Source organism: Paenibacillus sp. FSL M7-1046 (assembly GCF_038007405.1).
Lineage (GTDB): Bacteria > Bacillota > Bacilli > Paenibacillales > Paenibacillaceae > Paenibacillus_AQ.
In genome coordinates, this window is record NZ_JBBOXB010000001.1 from 6,213,696 (window position 1) to 6,229,162 (window position 15,467).

General features: G+C 45.3%; 11 protein-coding genes. 3 read left to right on the forward strand and 8 right to left on the reverse strand.

The annotated features are described in order from the left end of the window. Positions 1-326 precede the first annotated feature (326 nt). From NYE29_RS27635 to ltrA, 3 genes are all read right to left on the reverse strand, one after another. Complete coding sequence (locus NYE29_RS27635) at positions 327-1,733, reverse strand: response regulator transcription factor (RefSeq protein WP_076111944.1); 1,407 nt, start codon at positions 1,731-1,733, stop codon at positions 327-329. Further along, positions 1,730-3,442 carry a sensor histidine kinase gene (locus NYE29_RS27640; protein WP_076111945.1) on the reverse strand — a complete coding sequence of 571 codons (1,713 nt, stop codon included), beginning with the start codon at positions 3,440-3,442 and terminating at the stop codon, positions 1,730-1,732. Before NYE29_RS27640 ends, NYE29_RS27635 begins: the two co-directional genes overlap by 4 nt. A 919-nt stretch (positions 3,443-4,361) precedes the next feature. After that, positions 4,362-6,194 carry a group II intron reverse transcriptase/maturase gene (gene ltrA / locus NYE29_RS27645; protein ID WP_340893965.1) on the reverse strand — a complete coding sequence of 611 codons (1,833 nt, stop codon included), beginning with the start codon at positions 6,192-6,194 and terminating at the stop codon, positions 4,362-4,364. A gap of 1,179 nt (positions 6,195-7,373) precedes the next feature. Here ltrA and fabV point away from each other — a divergent pair. After that, positions 7,374-8,567 (forward strand): enoyl-ACP reductase FabV, encoded by a 1,194-nt coding sequence (fabV, locus tag NYE29_RS27650; RefSeq protein ID WP_076111949.1) that lies wholly within the window; start codon positions 7,374-7,376, stop codon positions 8,565-8,567. A gap of 191 nt (positions 8,568-8,758) precedes the next feature. Further along, on the forward strand, positions 8,759-9,118 hold the full coding sequence (locus NYE29_RS27655) for a substrate-binding domain-containing protein (RefSeq protein ID WP_256718164.1): 360 nt from the start codon (positions 8,759-8,761) through the stop codon (positions 9,116-9,118). Positions 9,119-9,126: 8 nt separating this feature from the next. Here the strand turns inward: NYE29_RS27655 and NYE29_RS27660 are convergent, their stop codons facing one another. Beyond that, positions 9,127-9,852: an SDR family oxidoreductase gene (locus NYE29_RS27660; protein ID WP_076111953.1), complete on the reverse strand. Its 726-nt coding sequence runs from the start codon at positions 9,850-9,852 to the stop codon at positions 9,127-9,129. Positions 9,853-10,047: 195 nt separating this feature from the next. On the opposite strand from NYE29_RS27660, the gene NYE29_RS27665 reads away from it, so the two are divergent. Next, positions 10,048-10,407 carry a winged helix-turn-helix transcriptional regulator gene (locus NYE29_RS27665; protein WP_076111954.1) on the forward strand — a complete coding sequence of 120 codons (360 nt, stop codon included), beginning with the start codon at positions 10,048-10,050 and terminating at the stop codon, positions 10,405-10,407. Positions 10,408-10,647: 240 nt separating this feature from the next. Here NYE29_RS27665 and NYE29_RS27670 read toward each other — a convergent pair whose 3' ends face one another. From NYE29_RS27670 to NYE29_RS27685, 4 genes are all read right to left on the reverse strand, one after another. Beyond that, positions 10,648-11,664 carry a LacI family DNA-binding transcriptional regulator gene (locus NYE29_RS27670; protein WP_076111956.1) on the reverse strand — a complete coding sequence of 339 codons (1,017 nt, stop codon included), beginning with the start codon at positions 11,662-11,664 and terminating at the stop codon, positions 10,648-10,650. A 75-nt stretch (positions 11,665-11,739) separates the two neighbouring features. Beyond that, positions 11,740-12,522 carry an MgtC/SapB family protein gene (locus NYE29_RS27675; protein ID WP_076111957.1) on the reverse strand — a complete coding sequence of 261 codons (783 nt, stop codon included), beginning with the start codon at positions 12,520-12,522 and terminating at the stop codon, positions 11,740-11,742. 22 nt (positions 12,523-12,544) lie between these two features. Continuing rightward, a complete protein-coding gene (locus tag NYE29_RS27680; protein WP_083675726.1) occupies positions 12,545-14,626 on the reverse strand; it encodes a methyl-accepting chemotaxis protein in 2,082 nt (693 codons plus the stop codon). Between the two features lie 16 nt (positions 14,627-14,642). Further along, entirely contained in the window at positions 14,643-15,452 is an 810-nt protein-coding gene (locus NYE29_RS27685; RefSeq protein WP_076111959.1) for a histidinol-phosphatase, read from the reverse strand. Between the last annotated feature and the right edge of the window lie 15 nt (positions 15,453-15,467).

Sequence of the window (15,467 nt, forward strand, 5' to 3'; positions counted from 1 at the left end):
TTCATTATAAAATGGAGTGAAGACCAATCGAGATAGGGATTGCACGTCCGTTTGGATAGAGAAATGGTTACAGTTTTCAATCGGTATTATAATACATTGGTTAGCTTGTGAGCATATACCCTACTTACTGACCTACAGTCGTCTATCTATCCTTATTCTTGATCAAAAACAAAGACCGGCAGCTCCTAAAACAGGAAACTGTCGGCCTTCATTTATCAAAAATCGATAAAATGTCTTTCGTATCATTTACATGACAGCCTACAACGATCATGGAATACGGTCACTTTTCTCATTAAATGGATGTTCGGTCATAGGGAAGGTGTCCGCTATTTATTTCCTCTGCCTAGCTGCCGATACTCGCTTGGCAGAAGACCTGTCAGCTCACGGAAAATCCGGCTGAAATATTTTTCATCCGTATAACCCACTCGCTCCGCAATCCAGAAAATCGTGTTGTTCGTATTGAGCAAATACTCTTTGGACTTCTCTACCCGGATGAACCGGGAGTACTCATTAAAGGTTTTCCCCATCAGATCTTTGAAACATTGACTGAAATAGCTTCGGCTGATGTTGAGTTGTTGGGAGAGACCTGAAGCTGTGTATGCCTGCTCCAAATCATGTTGCACGATCATCACCGCTTTTTTCACGGCATCGATGATTTCCGGTGAATATGAAGTCTGTTCATCGGTCTTTCGAATGCCTGCAGCAGTCTGCTTGATCCACTCTTCGACCTCGAACCAGGACTCGAAAGAATGGATCATGGAGATTCTTCCAAGCGTAGTTTGGGCAAAAAGGTGGTTCCACTCCATAACGATCGAGTACAGCAATCCCATCAACTGACCTTTATGTAATCGTAATGATTTAAACTGGTCAATAAGTTGGTTGTAGTAACTGTCATGATGGGTCCATAGTGTTTGGAACCAACTTTGCTTAATCCGGTCAATGTCCTCATCCTGCGGTTCTTTTGAAAATATGTCTCCCTCTTTCATCGAAACGGGAATGACTTGGTCACTGGGGTTGTACGCATAGAATAAAGACGTCTCTGTATAATTCAGAATCCAGTTTTTGATTTGCGACCACGTTCGCTCTTGTACATCAGACAAAACCAACAACGTACTTTGGGGGACTTGATTCAGGGATTCCTTTAATTGATGAAAAAGTTGATCCTCTTCGTACTGGGGTACTGCCCACATCCAGCTATTCCGCTCAACCTCCCACCTTATCTCATCTTCATGCGCAGTTAGCTCCATTGTCCACGTATGTTCTGATTTGCGATCCAGTGAAACAAGTGCATACACATTTCGATAATGGACATTAATTGCATTCTGTGAAGGCATCTTTATTTTCGTGTTCGTCAACCCGTTAATTCGGGTATGTATCCGATGCAGAACATGTTCGAATTGCTCTTTCTCCAGCTGGACTTTGGCTATATAGTCGATGGCTCCCAGCCTGAGCGCTTCCTGGATATAATCGAAATCCTGGTGCAGTGTTAACACAACGATATGAAGTTCCGGATAGAGCTGCCTCGCAGCATGCATCAGTTCAATCCCTGACATTACCGGCATGGCAAGATCCGTCAACATTAGATCGACCGGTTGGGATTTCAGAAAATCCAGTGCTTTCGCCCCGTTACTTGCTTCTCCTACAACTTCCATGTTGAACTCGTTCCATGGCATCGCAGAGCTAATGCCTTTGCGTACGAGCTTATCGTCATCCACAATCAATACCTTAATCATGCCGAGATATCTTCTCCTTTAATAGGCAATATGAGCAGTATGCTTGTCCCCGTTCCCACTTCACTCTCGATCACCAGTTGTGCTTGATCCCCGTACTGTGCCTTCAACATACGGTGAACGTAATTGAGTCCTATACCCATCCCTACTTTTTGTTGTTCAGCTACACGATTGTTCAGCAGTTTATGAATGGCTTCCTCGGTCATGCCTGCACCATTATCTTGAATCATAATGTTCAACGTTTCAGTGCGTGTAACTTCAATTTGAATAAAACCTTCGTCACTCAATCCATGATATAGCGAATTTTCAACCAGCGGTTGCAAAATAAAGCGAGGCACAGGAATTTGAAGCACTTGTTCATCTGCAGTAATGCGGACGTCAAATTCAAAGTCATATCGAATTTGCTGCAAAATCAGATACTGCCTTAACGCATCAATTTCCTCTTCCATCGTGGATACTTGCCCTAATTTGCCCAAATTGTAATACAACAGCTTGTTCAAGGACTGCACCAGCTTGTCGATCTCCCCTTGTCCGTTCATGACGGCCAGCCAGTGCACCGTATCCAGCGTATTCATCAGAAAGTGCGGGTTGATCTGATAGAGCAGTTTTTCCACTTCCAGGTCTGCACGAATCTTCTCTTTCTGCTGCACTTCCTTGAAGAGGTCACCGATTTGATGCTGCATATTGGAAAATTCACCCAGCAGAAAATCAAATTCGGGAATCTGAGTTCGAGCTCGGCTCCCTGTCGATTGTGGATTCTTGGACATCCCATTGATTTCGGAATGGAAGAGTCCGAGTGGTTTGTAGACCATCTTCCACAGAAGCCAAGCAAGAAATACGGTAAAGCCAAGGAAAAATAAAGCGACCAGCAATATTTGAAGCAGCCACTGGTTTTTCTCCTGTTGATATTGAGCCTGTGAAATGACCGATACGACACTCCATTTCTGTGAGGAATCCTCTTTAAACCAGTGGTACCCGCGGGATATTCCGTCCTTCACAGAGTCGACTGTTAAGCTGGAGAAATTCTCCCCGACCTTCATGGCTTCCGGTATTTCACTGTACACAATGTTGCCTTCTCCATCCAGGATCAAATGAGATAAAGCGCCGTTGTATTGATTGTAACCCAAGATATCCTCTGTAAGACGAAAGCCGGATTCTACGTAAATGTGCGCATCGTCCCTTTTGGGAAGTTGTACTCTTCGCATAGCAGACAGAACGAGTTTGTCATCGAATCGATTCATGCTGATATGGGGACCATAGTACTTAATTCCATAGGTTTGGAAGAGCAAAGGCAAAGACTCAGGAGAAAAATGATCCTTGATCGGAAAGTTACCGAACTGCGTAGTGCCTTCTTTCTGGAAGTAATATAAGGTCAAACCGATATTTGGATTGGTAAACGTGACAACGCTTAACTCGCTCTTTAATTCGTCCCTGGCCTCGATCAATTCGAAGATATCGGAGGACGGATTCAAAAATTCATCCATCCTTTTGCCTACAGTGCCACTGTAAGACAATTGCTGCGTAACGTGATTCAGATTGGTGATTGAATTCTCCAATGAGGATGTCACCTGCTGTAAATTGCTACGGATGCCATCATCGATCTTATTTGCGAAAATGGAGTCAATGGTATAGTAAGAAATTGCAAATATGCTGATAAAGGGGATAAACGCACTGAGAAAGAACAATAAAAAGATTCTTTTTTTAAGTGTCATTTTGACCTGTTCTCCTTCTAAAAATGAAACAACAAGCTCCTACTTATGGAAGCTTGCTGTGAATATACATACAGCTATACCGATTATCGTTTTCCTCATAGCCCTCGGCCATTTTGAAGCATGGCGGCATTTCAATCCATTCAGGAGGGCACAAATCAGGACAATCTGTCTGTGTCCTGTCCAAGTCCAATTTCCTTTCATAATTATAGATTGATATTCAAATTAGTCAAACACTTTCATACTGAACGGTGCCACTATCATGCCCGCTACTACAAATAATAACGACTGCCGAAGCAACCGCTATTCCACTATAGTTTTCATTCAGTTTTGTATAAATGATCCATGAACTTATCGTGTAATTGTATTCCATCTCGTAAAGACTGCTTAGTCTCTTGATCGATCAAATCTACTTCAAAGTTCAACCCACCATAACCATCAATCATTTCCATAATGCGATAAATCACTTGCTCAACGAGCTCATTCTGAATTACAGCAAGTGCTTTTAGATCTTCTTCGGAGTTCAGCTTATTTCGAAGAAATTGATATGCCTCATCGGAATCGGTCCATCGAATGTTTGATTAAGGGTGGAAGCTTGCAACTGATAATTCAACATTAGTATCTTTAATTCCTTTTAAGTTTTCGAAAAGTAATCTCTGCTTCTCAGTCAACATATCATAGAACCCCTCCGTCAATAACTAATCTTTGTTCTATTATATACCTGTGTATTATTCAACTCTCCTGCCGTTAGTTCAATCAAAAGCAGCCGTTCCTTTTGGACGGCTGCCGAGTTGGTTTGGTTTTTTTCAACTATCGGTTGCAATAGGTAAGCGTTTGATATAATCTCCGGCTTTTCCCCTGCGCCACACCGGACGTGCCAGTTTCCCGGCATCCGGCGTTCCATCTAATGAAAGCTACTTGATCATTGGTTCCCCGTTACTCTAGGTTCTGGAAAAAAAAAACTGATCGGTTCCAATCCGCATTTAGTGCGGTATTGGTTGATCAGGCTCTGCATGGATTCAGTTATTCCAAGCTTAGCCATGAGCCCGTCAATTGTCTGCTTGCATGTAGAATGGATTAACCGATGAACCTCCTTTTGGAGGATACGAAGATTAGAGAATTTATCGTTGCCGCCCAGATGAAGCGGTACAAAATGATGGCAGTGAACATCTGCCGCAGAAAGATACATGCCTGTAACTTCGCATTTCCCCATTTTCATACTGTAGCGACTGATTCGGTTATCCATGTACTCTACACTTCGACTTGGGATATGGGATTTCATTAATGAAGCAATTTCGTGTTGCAAATCTGACCGTAGCTTTTGGTGGATTTGCTCTCTTCCTTCTGCTGTATAAAGGGTCAGCTGTTGACTGAAGCTCATGGTATTTCTTGTCTTCACATCAGCAAGAGGATATAAATACACGTTTGCCAATTTAAATGTCCTGAAGCCGCGACTGTAGAATTTCTTGTACGTTGGCGGCGGGTTTTCAGGGTGTTCGTATTTCCCAATCTGTTTGAGACGATTGAACATGAAGGCACGTAGATCGTAGGCAAGACGTGAGAACTCGGGGTTGACGTGGGTTGCCCATTTGAAATAGTTATGAATCCCTAGAACAAAGCTATTGAACAGCAGTGCATTCTGTGCGGTTGGGGAAGCTCTAAGTTTCTTGATGCGCGCTTTGGCTTCTTCTTTGATCTTCCGCTTGTTTTTGGCTTTAATGCCGGTATGCGCCACTCGTTTGTTGCCCTTTTTAGTCGCACGGATGGTGAAACCGAGGAATTCGGACTCCCGTTTGCGCAGATTCACAATCTGCGATTTCTCCGGGGAGATGTCCAGTTTCAGGCGTTCCTTCAGGTACAGTTTAACAGCATGATACCACTTGTGGGCAGTTCTCCAGTCTCGGCAGAGAACTTTGAAGTCGTCCGCATAGCGGACAATGTATCCTTCTTTCAGAGTAGATCGCTTTTTCGCGTACAATTCTCCTGTTCTCGTCTTGTATGACTCGTTCATGGGAAACAGTTCCCACTGCCCAGCAATCCATTGATCCAGATCGTTCAAGACAATATTGGATAGAAGAGGAGAGAGGATTCCGCCTTGTGGAACTCCTTTGAAAGGTACACCTTCTCCATCAATTTCTGCCTTTAGCATCTTCGAGATGCATGCTAATGTTCGCCTGTCCTGAATGCCAAGGTTCCATAGCTGCTTGATCAGCAATCCGTGATTTACATTGTCAAAGAAGCCTTGAATATCGATGTCGACAACATAGTGGAGTTGCGAATGATTCACTAGAAATTGCACTCTAGCCATAGCATGGTGAGTTGACCGCAACGGTCTGAAACCATAGCTATGGTTATAAAAGTGAGCTTCCGCGATTGGCTCAAGCACCTGCTTAAAGCACTGCTGAATGATACGGTCCAAAATACACGGAATTCCGAGAGGTCTCCATTTGCCGTTATCCTTTTCAATGCGCTTCCGTCTGACTTTGTTGGGGCGGTAGTTCTTTAACTTGTATTGGATATCAAGGACTAGTTCGTCTTCGGATAGCTTTTGGATATCCGTAATGGTTTTCCCATCGGTTCCAGGTGTCCGCGATCCTTTATTCGATTTCATCATTCGATAGGCGAGGAGGATGTTTTTTCTGGATGTGATGATGTCGTAGAGTTGCGGGAAAACTTCCTTTTTCGAGGCACTATCGTATAACGCTGTGAATGTGTCCGTCATGCCGTAGTAATCCCAGTATCGAAGAGCTTGCACTGTGGCATCCCTCCTTGTAGAGGTGATGTTCCCACGTTCCTACCCGATCGGTGCAATTCACGTTGGAGAATGATCGTTCTTTCCATTAGACTTGGGGCTGTTCCTCCACTCCCATTACAGAAGATTCATCAGTCGTGCCCCTGCCCTCACAAGGCTTAATGCATTTCGGCATGTGCCTTATTGCAACCGTCTTGGGTAACAGCCCTTGTTGCGACGTGCCTTGCTTTCCAAGTCCCTTACAACCTAGCTATCCATTCAGGACGTAGGTGCTTCCTCTAAGCCTGTGAGCTGGAAGCTGCCATTGTTCAGCATAGCGTATTTCATAGGGAAAATTATTACTTTACGCCACTCACACCATCGCTTGATGGCCCGCATGTTTCCATACGTTCTAACTTTAGACCCGTACATTCGGAAGTTCGTCAGTTCAAAAAAAAAAGAATGAACATTCTCACCATATCCAGTTTTTCAGCCGCGCGGCATATCCATTGGCATACCTTTCCGTGAGGAGGCTTCAGCCTCTGTTCTGCCGACTCCACCTGTACTTCACACCCCATGCTCTGTCAGGCATGATGCATGCAGGAGTATTGGCGGGATGGTTTCGGGAAACATGGTTCCGTCATTCCCATCCTCGGTTATAAAGTTGAGATTCCTAATTTTGAATCTCCTGCTTTTCACACCGCCGGGTGCTTATAGCAGAACTTGTCGTACTTTCCCGTTAGCCATACATGCAGCGCAAACGACGCACCACAGATGATGAAAATATATGTATCTGTTATACTGCTACTATGGATGGAAGAAGAAGGTGGATAAGCTATGGTGCCTACGAGCCCATCCGTTAGTCTGACTCCAACGATCACGGTGCATCACAGATGCTCCTTGTTTGATTCAACTATCCTTCATCATTCACTCAATGATTTATTTTGTCTCGGACGAATCGGATTGTTCACTACGGAGGACTTCATGCGTTATTTTCAATTGGTCCTGTATTCCAAAAAGCCATAACCCTCCCCCTTTTTTAAACCATTCAAAATTTAGGAATAGCTTCCTTTTGTGCATTTGAAATAAAAAGGGAGTATATTGTATTTTTGTCGAATTTGCAGTAATAAACATATGAGAAGTATTGAATACAAACAAGTGTTTCCTGTCACGTCAATATACATAAAGTGAGGAGCATATACCATGATAATCAAACCAAGAACACGCGGCTTCATATGCACAACTGCACATCCAGAGGGATGCGCCAGCCAAGTTCAGCAGCAAATACAAGCGATAACAAATCGGCCGAAGATTCTGGGTCCCCGTAATGTCCTGGTAATTGGAGCCTCAACCGGATATGGTCTTGCTTCCCGAATTACTTCTGCTTTCGGTGCGGGCGCAAGCACAGTTGGCGTATATCGTCAGAGCAGTCCAAATGGAAAACGGACAGCATCCGCTGGCTGGTATAATTCAGCGGCGTTTGAACGGCTTGCCGAAGAAGCAGGCCTGCAGTCATACAGTGTCGCCGGTGACGCTTTCTCGCAAGAAACCAAAGAGCGAACTATTGAGCTGATTCGCCAGAAGCTGGGACAGGTCGATCTTGTGGTCTACAGTGTTTCTACTGGACGACGGAGTGATCCGCAGACCGGTGAGGTGTATCAATCTGCGCTTAAGCCTATCGGGCGCACCTACACGAATAAAACGGTGGACTTCCATACCGGTGAAGTAAGCACCGTATCTATTGAGCCTGCCACAGAAGAGGAAATCCGCGGCACGGTCAAAGTGATGGGCGGTGAAGATTGGCTGCTGTGGATTAATGCTCTCCGGGAAGCGGGTGTGCTGGCAGACGATGCGACAACGATAGCCTACTCCTATATCGGGCCGGAGCTTACGGATGCGGTCTACCGCTCCGGAACCATTGGCCGGGCTAAGGATCATCTGGAAGCCACCGCCAGAGAGCTTAACGCGCAGATGAAGGTTCATGGCGGCCGCGCATTCGTCGTGGTTAGTAAAGGGCTGGTGACCCAATCGAGTTCCGCCTTGCCGGTTGTTCCTTTATACATCTCAGTCCTGTACAAAGTCATGAAGGAACTAGAACTGCACGAAGGCTGTATTGAACAGACGTACCGCCTGTTTGCAGATCGTCTCTATACAGGTGGTGAAGTTCCGCTGGATGAGGAAGGACGCATTCGTATTGATGACTGGGAAATGTCGCCTGCCGTTCAAGCTGAGGTAACCCGCATCTGGAACCTTTTGTCCACAGAGCATATGAATGAACTTACCGACCTGCAAGGCTACCGCAGAGAGTTCTTCCAGTTGTTTGGCTTTGAGAACGCAGAGATCAACTATGATGCGGATACGAACCCGGAAGTTGCTATACCAAACTTGTATCAATAAGTCTGAGATGCATCACATAGAAGTGATGTTACCGGTCAGGAGCTTTCATACTAGGCGGCAGAGCCTGCACGAGAACCTCTTTGTCCAGTCCGACTATAGCGTAATATCAGGGTGTTCCAATGCCGTTGCCTTTAAAACTGGCTGGGACACCCTGATATTACTCCCCCTTAGATGACTTCCATATCTTTGAGCTGGATGGGCCTCAGGAGGATTGGACAGGCAAATGGCAGGAAAAGATCATCCGTTATGCCCCCACTGCCTTTGTGTGTGCTTCACAGGACGCTCTGACCCGTACCTATCTGGCCTGTCAAATCACAGGCCATACCATTCCAGGCGACTTCTCCCTGATTGGACTAGAACCTGAAGCAGTATTGCCTGGCATCCTGCCCGATATCGCCCGGCCCACGTTGCCTGTGACGGAAACCGGGCATCGCGCTGTCGACCGGATGTTGTGGCGGATCGCTAACCCGCCCCTCCCCTATGAGCAGATCATGCTTCAGGGCGGTCTTCATGAAGGGACCACCGTCCGCAAAGCGCTCCCTCTCGCTTGAGGATGATCCTACTGCAAAAGATAACCCCCATCCGGGAACAAGGTGCTGCCTGTAGTGAAGGGATTCGTCATCAGGTAAAGTACTGTATGCGCAACCTCCTCATCAAAGCCCACACGTCCCAGAAGCGACAGCTTCTCGTATTCTTTAAAATGTTCTCCACGCGCACTGCCCTCCTGTCCCTCTCTCCAGATCGTGCCGGGTGAGACGACATTAACACGAGCGGGGGCTAGCTCCACTGCCAACGCTTTCCCTAAGCTCTCGATCGCCCCGTTGCACGCGGCGTAAGAAGCCCCTCCATCCAGCGGCCGCTGACTGAATGCTCCGGACATCAGCACTATTGAGCCGGTTGCTGACAAATAAGGCGCAGCATATTTAGCTGCAAAGTACTGCGGCCAGAACTTGCCCTCAAAACAGCTGACCGCAACATCGCGCTCTGCCGTGAGCGGACCGCGAACATATGCAGCTCCAGGCGTAAATAAGTGGTCAATCGTTCCGATTTGCGCAAAAAACTGCTTCAGCTGACTTTCATTCCGGTTATCCAGCACATGGAATTCAATAACGTTTCCTGCCTGCTGTTTAACATGCTCCGCCGCCTGAAGCAGCTTGTCCTGCGACCGTCCTGCGATGATGACCTGCGCCCCTAGCTTGGCGGCAGCCACAGCCGTAGCTAAACCGATACCCGAGCTCCCTCCAATAATGACCACTTTCTTATCTTTTAAATTCCAATAGTCCATATCTGCTTCTCCTCCGAGGTTCTGTACATTTTTGTTCATTATGAAATGAAAGAGTGTCGTCGTCCAGTACGCACTTTATTCGTACCTGGTACGAATTTTCGTACCTTCAGGCGGTGTGCAGACTGCGGAGGATGCAGAAAAAAATATATTCCGGTATGATAAAAGTACATCTACAAGAAGAGGAGGAAATGATTCGTGAATCTGCAAGAGCCCAGACTGGACGGGGTGCTGGCAACGCTCGAAGCGATCGAGGGGAAATGGAAGCCGCTGATTTTGTTCATTTTATTAATCGACGGTACGAAGCGCTTCGGTGAACTGCGGCGCCTCATTCCGGATGTCTCGCAGGGGACCCTGTCCAAACAGCTCCGCGAGCTGGAAGAGGCCATGTTAATTGAACGGAAAGTGTTCCCCAGTATCCCAGCAAAAGTTGAATACAGCCTCTCCGCTCACGGTAAAACGCTGAGCACCCTTTTGGACAATATGTGTGGCTGGGGGCGGGAGCATCTAAAGGTGCTGGAAGGATATAAGGAGACTGGCTGCTGCCAATCAAAATAACATGGATTCCGGTAACGGCAAAGAGAATCCGGGTTCTTGCCATACTTTCAAGCCGGGCCAAGTGGAAACGGCTTCGCCGTCCTCAAAAGGACGGTATCCGTTTCAGTGAGAAATAGAAGGATAATTTATAGCGTGAAGCATATAAATTCTTATATTTGAACTAAAGAAGCACCCTGCTCACAGAATATAAAAATCCTGCAAGCAAGGTGCTTCTTTTTTTGTAGTGATAGAACAGCGTGTCTAAACAACAATACGATTCGTGGACTCCCGTTCGATAATTTCCGAGGGAATTGTTACACTCTTGTGTACTAAGGCTGGCGAATTAGTATAGATCAACTCATATACGAGCTGGAACGCTTCGGCTCCTAGCACTGATGGATTGAGGTTCAAGCCGGTAATTGATGGCGACACTTTATCCAAATAGGCTGCATCATTGAAGGTAAGCATTCCGACGTCTTCCGGCACTCTCATCTGCTTGCGTTGACAATATTTCGTCGCGATTAGAGACACAATAGGTTCCATCGTCAGGATCGCATCGAAGCTGGTTCCTTCTCCGAGAACTTTGTCCAGAGCATTCGTTATATCTGCTTCTTCGTTACTGGAGTAAACGATATTCGTAGAAGCCTCTTCCGCACTCTCTTCAATAGCCCTCTGATAGCCGTGAATACGATCATAGGTGAAATCCTGCTTCACGTTCGCCGTCAGGAACAAAATATTGCGGTATCCTTTATCAAGCAAGTATCGGGTCGCCATATAACTGTCACGGATATTGTCGTTGTGTACGGAAAATACATTGTGGTTCAGACTGCTCCCGATCATGACAAAAGGAATATTGTTCTCCTGCATGCTATTCAACAATAGATCCTTATCCGAAGACCTCACGCTTGTAAAGATAAATCCCTTTACCTGGTTCTTCTTAAACAATTGAATCGACTTCTCGATTTGTTCTTCAACATTATAGTAAAGCGAGAATTGTACGTTATAATCCAGCTTCTTCGCCGCATTCGAAATTCCGCACAGCACATCGCTAAAAAATAGATTCTCGAGCATGTCCTTAGGATCTCTTGCAATCGAGAAGCCGATCGTTCCGGATTTATTCTGTAATTGAGATTGTACCGGCACATAATTTATTTGCTCCATAGCAGAGAAAACCTTAGCCCTGGTCTCGCTAGCGATATTGCCCTTTTGGGTAATCACTCTGGAAACAGTCGCGGGCGATACACCCGCTAGGAGAGCTACGTCTTTTATAGTAGTGATTTAAACCACCCCCGAAAAATGAGAGAACTTTTTTCTATAACAACATTCCCTATCTGTTTATTCTACTATGAATATTCAGTTTAAATCCAGTTTTCTCTTTGTTGATTCACCCCAATCAACGGTTTCTTTTGAAAGATTGGTAAAATTAGGTATTTCAATCGACAGTACATCTTCAAATGTGAAGATTCTATTAACCGCACTCATAATTTTATCCCCGCGGGTCAGTTTGACATTTAAGCGAACAAGGACTGCCTGCTGCTGATTTTCTTCCTTCTTTTGGTTGGATTGAACCAGCATTTCAGAAATTTGTATCTCTTGGGTCCCTAATTCGGCCACAATTTGTGCTAATATGTCTTGTCTATTATACATTTTGATGTTCATTTCGTATTTTCGATATTTACGCAACATGTATTTCTCCCACTTATTGAATACAAACAAGCTGACGAGTACAAGAAATGCAGCCAGAACAGCTCCGAAATAAAACCCTGCACCGGCACAGAGGCCGATGCCTGCCACAACCCAGATGGATGCCGCTGTAGTCAAACCGGAAACATACGAACCCGTGCGAATAATTGCTCCTGCACCTAGAAATCCGATACCTGTAATGACCTGAGCCGCTAACCTTGCAGGGTCCATTCTGACATAGGGCTGATCTGCGAAATCACTGAATCCATAGATAGACAACAACATAATTGTTGCAGAACCGACGCAAACAAGAATGTGGGTCCGGAATCCGGCCGCATGGTTATTGACTTCCCGTTCAAATCCGATCAATCCGCCCAGTAATAAGGCCATCAGAATTCGCAGCGTCATATCCCAATAGCTGATGTGCCATATAGCTGAGCTTGCGCTACCCATTCACTTCCACTTCCCTTCGTATTCACTCTCCCCTATTCGTATGGAATTGAACCAGGGATTCTTTAAGCGTCTCTGACAAATTCTCCAATTTGTCGGAAAGGAACACCAGCTTCTCACTAATTTTTAATTGCTCGGTCGCTATAGAAGCTACTTCTTCCGAGGCTGCGGATGATTGCTCTGCCACCGCGCTTACGTTGCTTATCGATTCGGATAATATGAACTGTGATTGATTCAGCTCCCTGATGGAAGCCGTTGATGAAGCACTTTCCTGGATAAACAAGCCCATCTCCTCGCGAACGCTGTCAAAGATAGTTGAGGCTTCCTTGACCGAGCGAATTTGCTCGGTTAACAACGGAGAAGCCGTAAGCAATAAATCAACCGTTTCCTCAACTTCCTTTTGAATATCGTTTGTAATGTCCTGAACAACGCTTATCGATACTTTGGATTGATCCGAAAGTTTTCGTATCTCATCCGCGATGACCATAAATCCTTTCCCTGCCGCACCAGCTCTGACCGCCTCTATTGACGCATTCAAGGACAGAATATTCGTCTGCTGGGCCATTGTTGTGAGCACTTCCAGAATTTTTCGAATCGAGCTTGTGCTGTCTTTGAGCTTATCCACTTTACCTATCATGGATCTGGTCAATTCTTCAGTCGAATTCGTTTTTGTGATGAGATCACCCATATACCCGGTTCCCTCATTACTGATTTGATACACCCGATCAGCCGAGCCTTCCATCTTTGAATTGATATCAATCACTTTATTCATATTCATCCCGATGTTGTCAGCGTAATTCATCCCGTTCTCTGCTTCCATCGAAAGCCCCATTGCCCCTTGTGCAATTTCCTCAACCGCCACAGCGACCTCTTTCGCCATTGTGGAAGTGTTCTGGGAAACTTCAGACAACTCAAATGCGGTTTGCAATACATGTTGCGCGGAATCATTGGTTTTCCCCACCAGCAGGGAAATTTGTCCCATCATTTGGTTAAAGCTTTGTCCCAGTCGGCCAATTTCGTCCTGTCCCTTAAAATTCGTACGTACAGACAGGTTTCCTTTTTCCCCTTCTTCCATCAAAGAAGAGAGTTTCACCAGCGGTTTAGCTACCATGCGTATCATAATCATTCCAATACCAATGCTTAAAAGTGCAGAGAGTATGGCGATAATCATCGTGATTTGGATAATGTTTTTGGTTTCTTTGACCAGTTCACTAACTGGAGCAGAGCCTACCATCTTCCATTTAGACAATACAGTCTGTTTGTATACCACAAGCTGACTGTTGCCCTGCTCATCTTTGGTAAAGAAAGAGCCTTCTTCGGCAGTTTCGCTATCGGGAATTTTGAGGGATGACTCACTTTCCAGCAGCTCTGCAGCTTCAGCATGAACCACATGATTATCGTAATTAAGGATCATAATTTGTCCCGATTCTGCGATATTAACATTGGACAGCACATCGGTTAACGCTTGATCTTTAACTTCCAGCAAGAGAATGTATTCCGCATCTTTATTGTTCAAATTTTTAAGCAATCTTCCGATCATCATGGTGGGCTCTGTATTCAGCTCAAACAGGCCCTTCTTATGCACAGGAATATAAACGACCTGTCCATTGCCTTCGACCACTTTATCTAGCCATACCTTATTATTGGCTGTTATGTTGAGCGAACTCGCGCCTTTGGAATAAAAAATCTTGGTTTTATCCATATTCTTGGGTACAAGCCTTACGGAAAACAACTTTTGGTCAGAAGCCACGATGCTGTTAAGGTTCGCGACTACCGCATTCGACAGCTCTGTTTTCTCAGCCGTATTAATATGCGGTTTATTAAAGGAGACCAGTTGACCGGCCAAATCTTGATCGACCAGCAGTTGTCTTGAAAGGCCTTCATATACCCCGAACAAAAAATCCAGCTTGTCTGACGCCTGTACAACCGTTTGCAACGAGGCTGCAGCAACCTTTTTCTTAATAACATTCTTTGAGACAGTGTAGGAAGCTACTCCAAGTATGGATACCAGTACAACTATAGTGCAAAAAAACATGAAAAAGAGTTTTATTCCGACCGATCTTTTAAGGCTGCCGAGCAATCTCGCACCTGACATTCTGTTTTTCATGGACTCCTCCAGATTTCTAGGATTTGAGATCTAAATAATACGGCTTCCGTTGTTTAAAAATAACCCATCTTTTATAGCCTATATGTTCCAGTGTGTCACGAACCTGCTCCCATTCATTGCCGACCCGCTCAGGCTTATGAGCATCCGAACCAAATGTAATTTCCACCCCATAATAGTGGGCTTGCTCAATCACATCCATCGCTGGATACCAGTCCTCTAAAGCCGTCCGGAAGCCGCCTGTGTTCACTTCCATAGCCACGCCCCGTTCTGCCATCATTTTAAGCGTAGGAGCGATATGTGGCTTGTACAAATCAGTAAATGACTGATATCCCCGGTTGAACCTGTCCATATGTCCGATAATGTTAACCCACTCGCTTTGAACAGTGAGCTGTATGAGTTCAATAAACCGCCTGAACTCTGCTTCACGTTCTTCCTCGGAAGCGATACTCCAGTCCAGCCCTCTCATAATACAAGATGGGGATGTAAAGTGGATCGATCCGATTACAAAGTCAAGAGGAAATCGGCTGTAGATTTGGCCATATAAATCGATGTGCTCTTTAAAAACATCCGATTCCACGCCAATCAGCAGCTCAATGCGATCCTCGTATTTCTTCTTCAACCTGATAATTTCTTCTACGTATTTGAAAAATTCACTTTTGGCCATTGCCAGTCCCGGAAAAGGTCTGTCCTCCTCCGAGAAAAAATAAGGTGAATGATCCGAAATTCCAAGAATCTTTATTTCTTTTGAAATTGCGTTCTCTATATATCGCTCCAGCAAACCTACAGCATGGCCGCATCGTTCGTGATGTGTATGCAAATCAAACAACTGCTTCTCCTCCAA

Bases quoted from the DNA above. Each gene is read 5' to 3' on its own strand.
- NYE29_RS27635 (WP_076111944.1), bottom strand. From the start codon at position 1,733: ATGATTAAGGTATTGATTGTGGATGACGATAAGCTCGTACGCAAAGGC.
- NYE29_RS27640 (WP_076111945.1), bottom strand. From the start codon at position 3,442: ATGACACTTAAAAAAAGAATCTTTTTATTGTTCTTTCTCAGTGCGTTT.
- fabV (WP_076111949.1), top strand. From the start codon at position 7,374: ATGATAATCAAACCAAGAACACGCGGCTTCATATGCACAACTGCACAT.
- NYE29_RS27660 (WP_076111953.1), bottom strand. From the start codon at position 9,852: ATGGACTATTGGAATTTAAAAGATAAGAAAGTGGTCATTATTGGAGGG.
- NYE29_RS27675 (WP_076111957.1), bottom strand. From the start codon at position 12,522: ATGGGTAGCGCAAGCTCAGCTATATGGCACATCAGCTATTGGGATATG.
- NYE29_RS27680 (WP_083675726.1), bottom strand. From the start codon at position 14,626: ATGAAAAACAGAATGTCAGGTGCGAGATTGCTCGGCAGCCTTAAAAGA.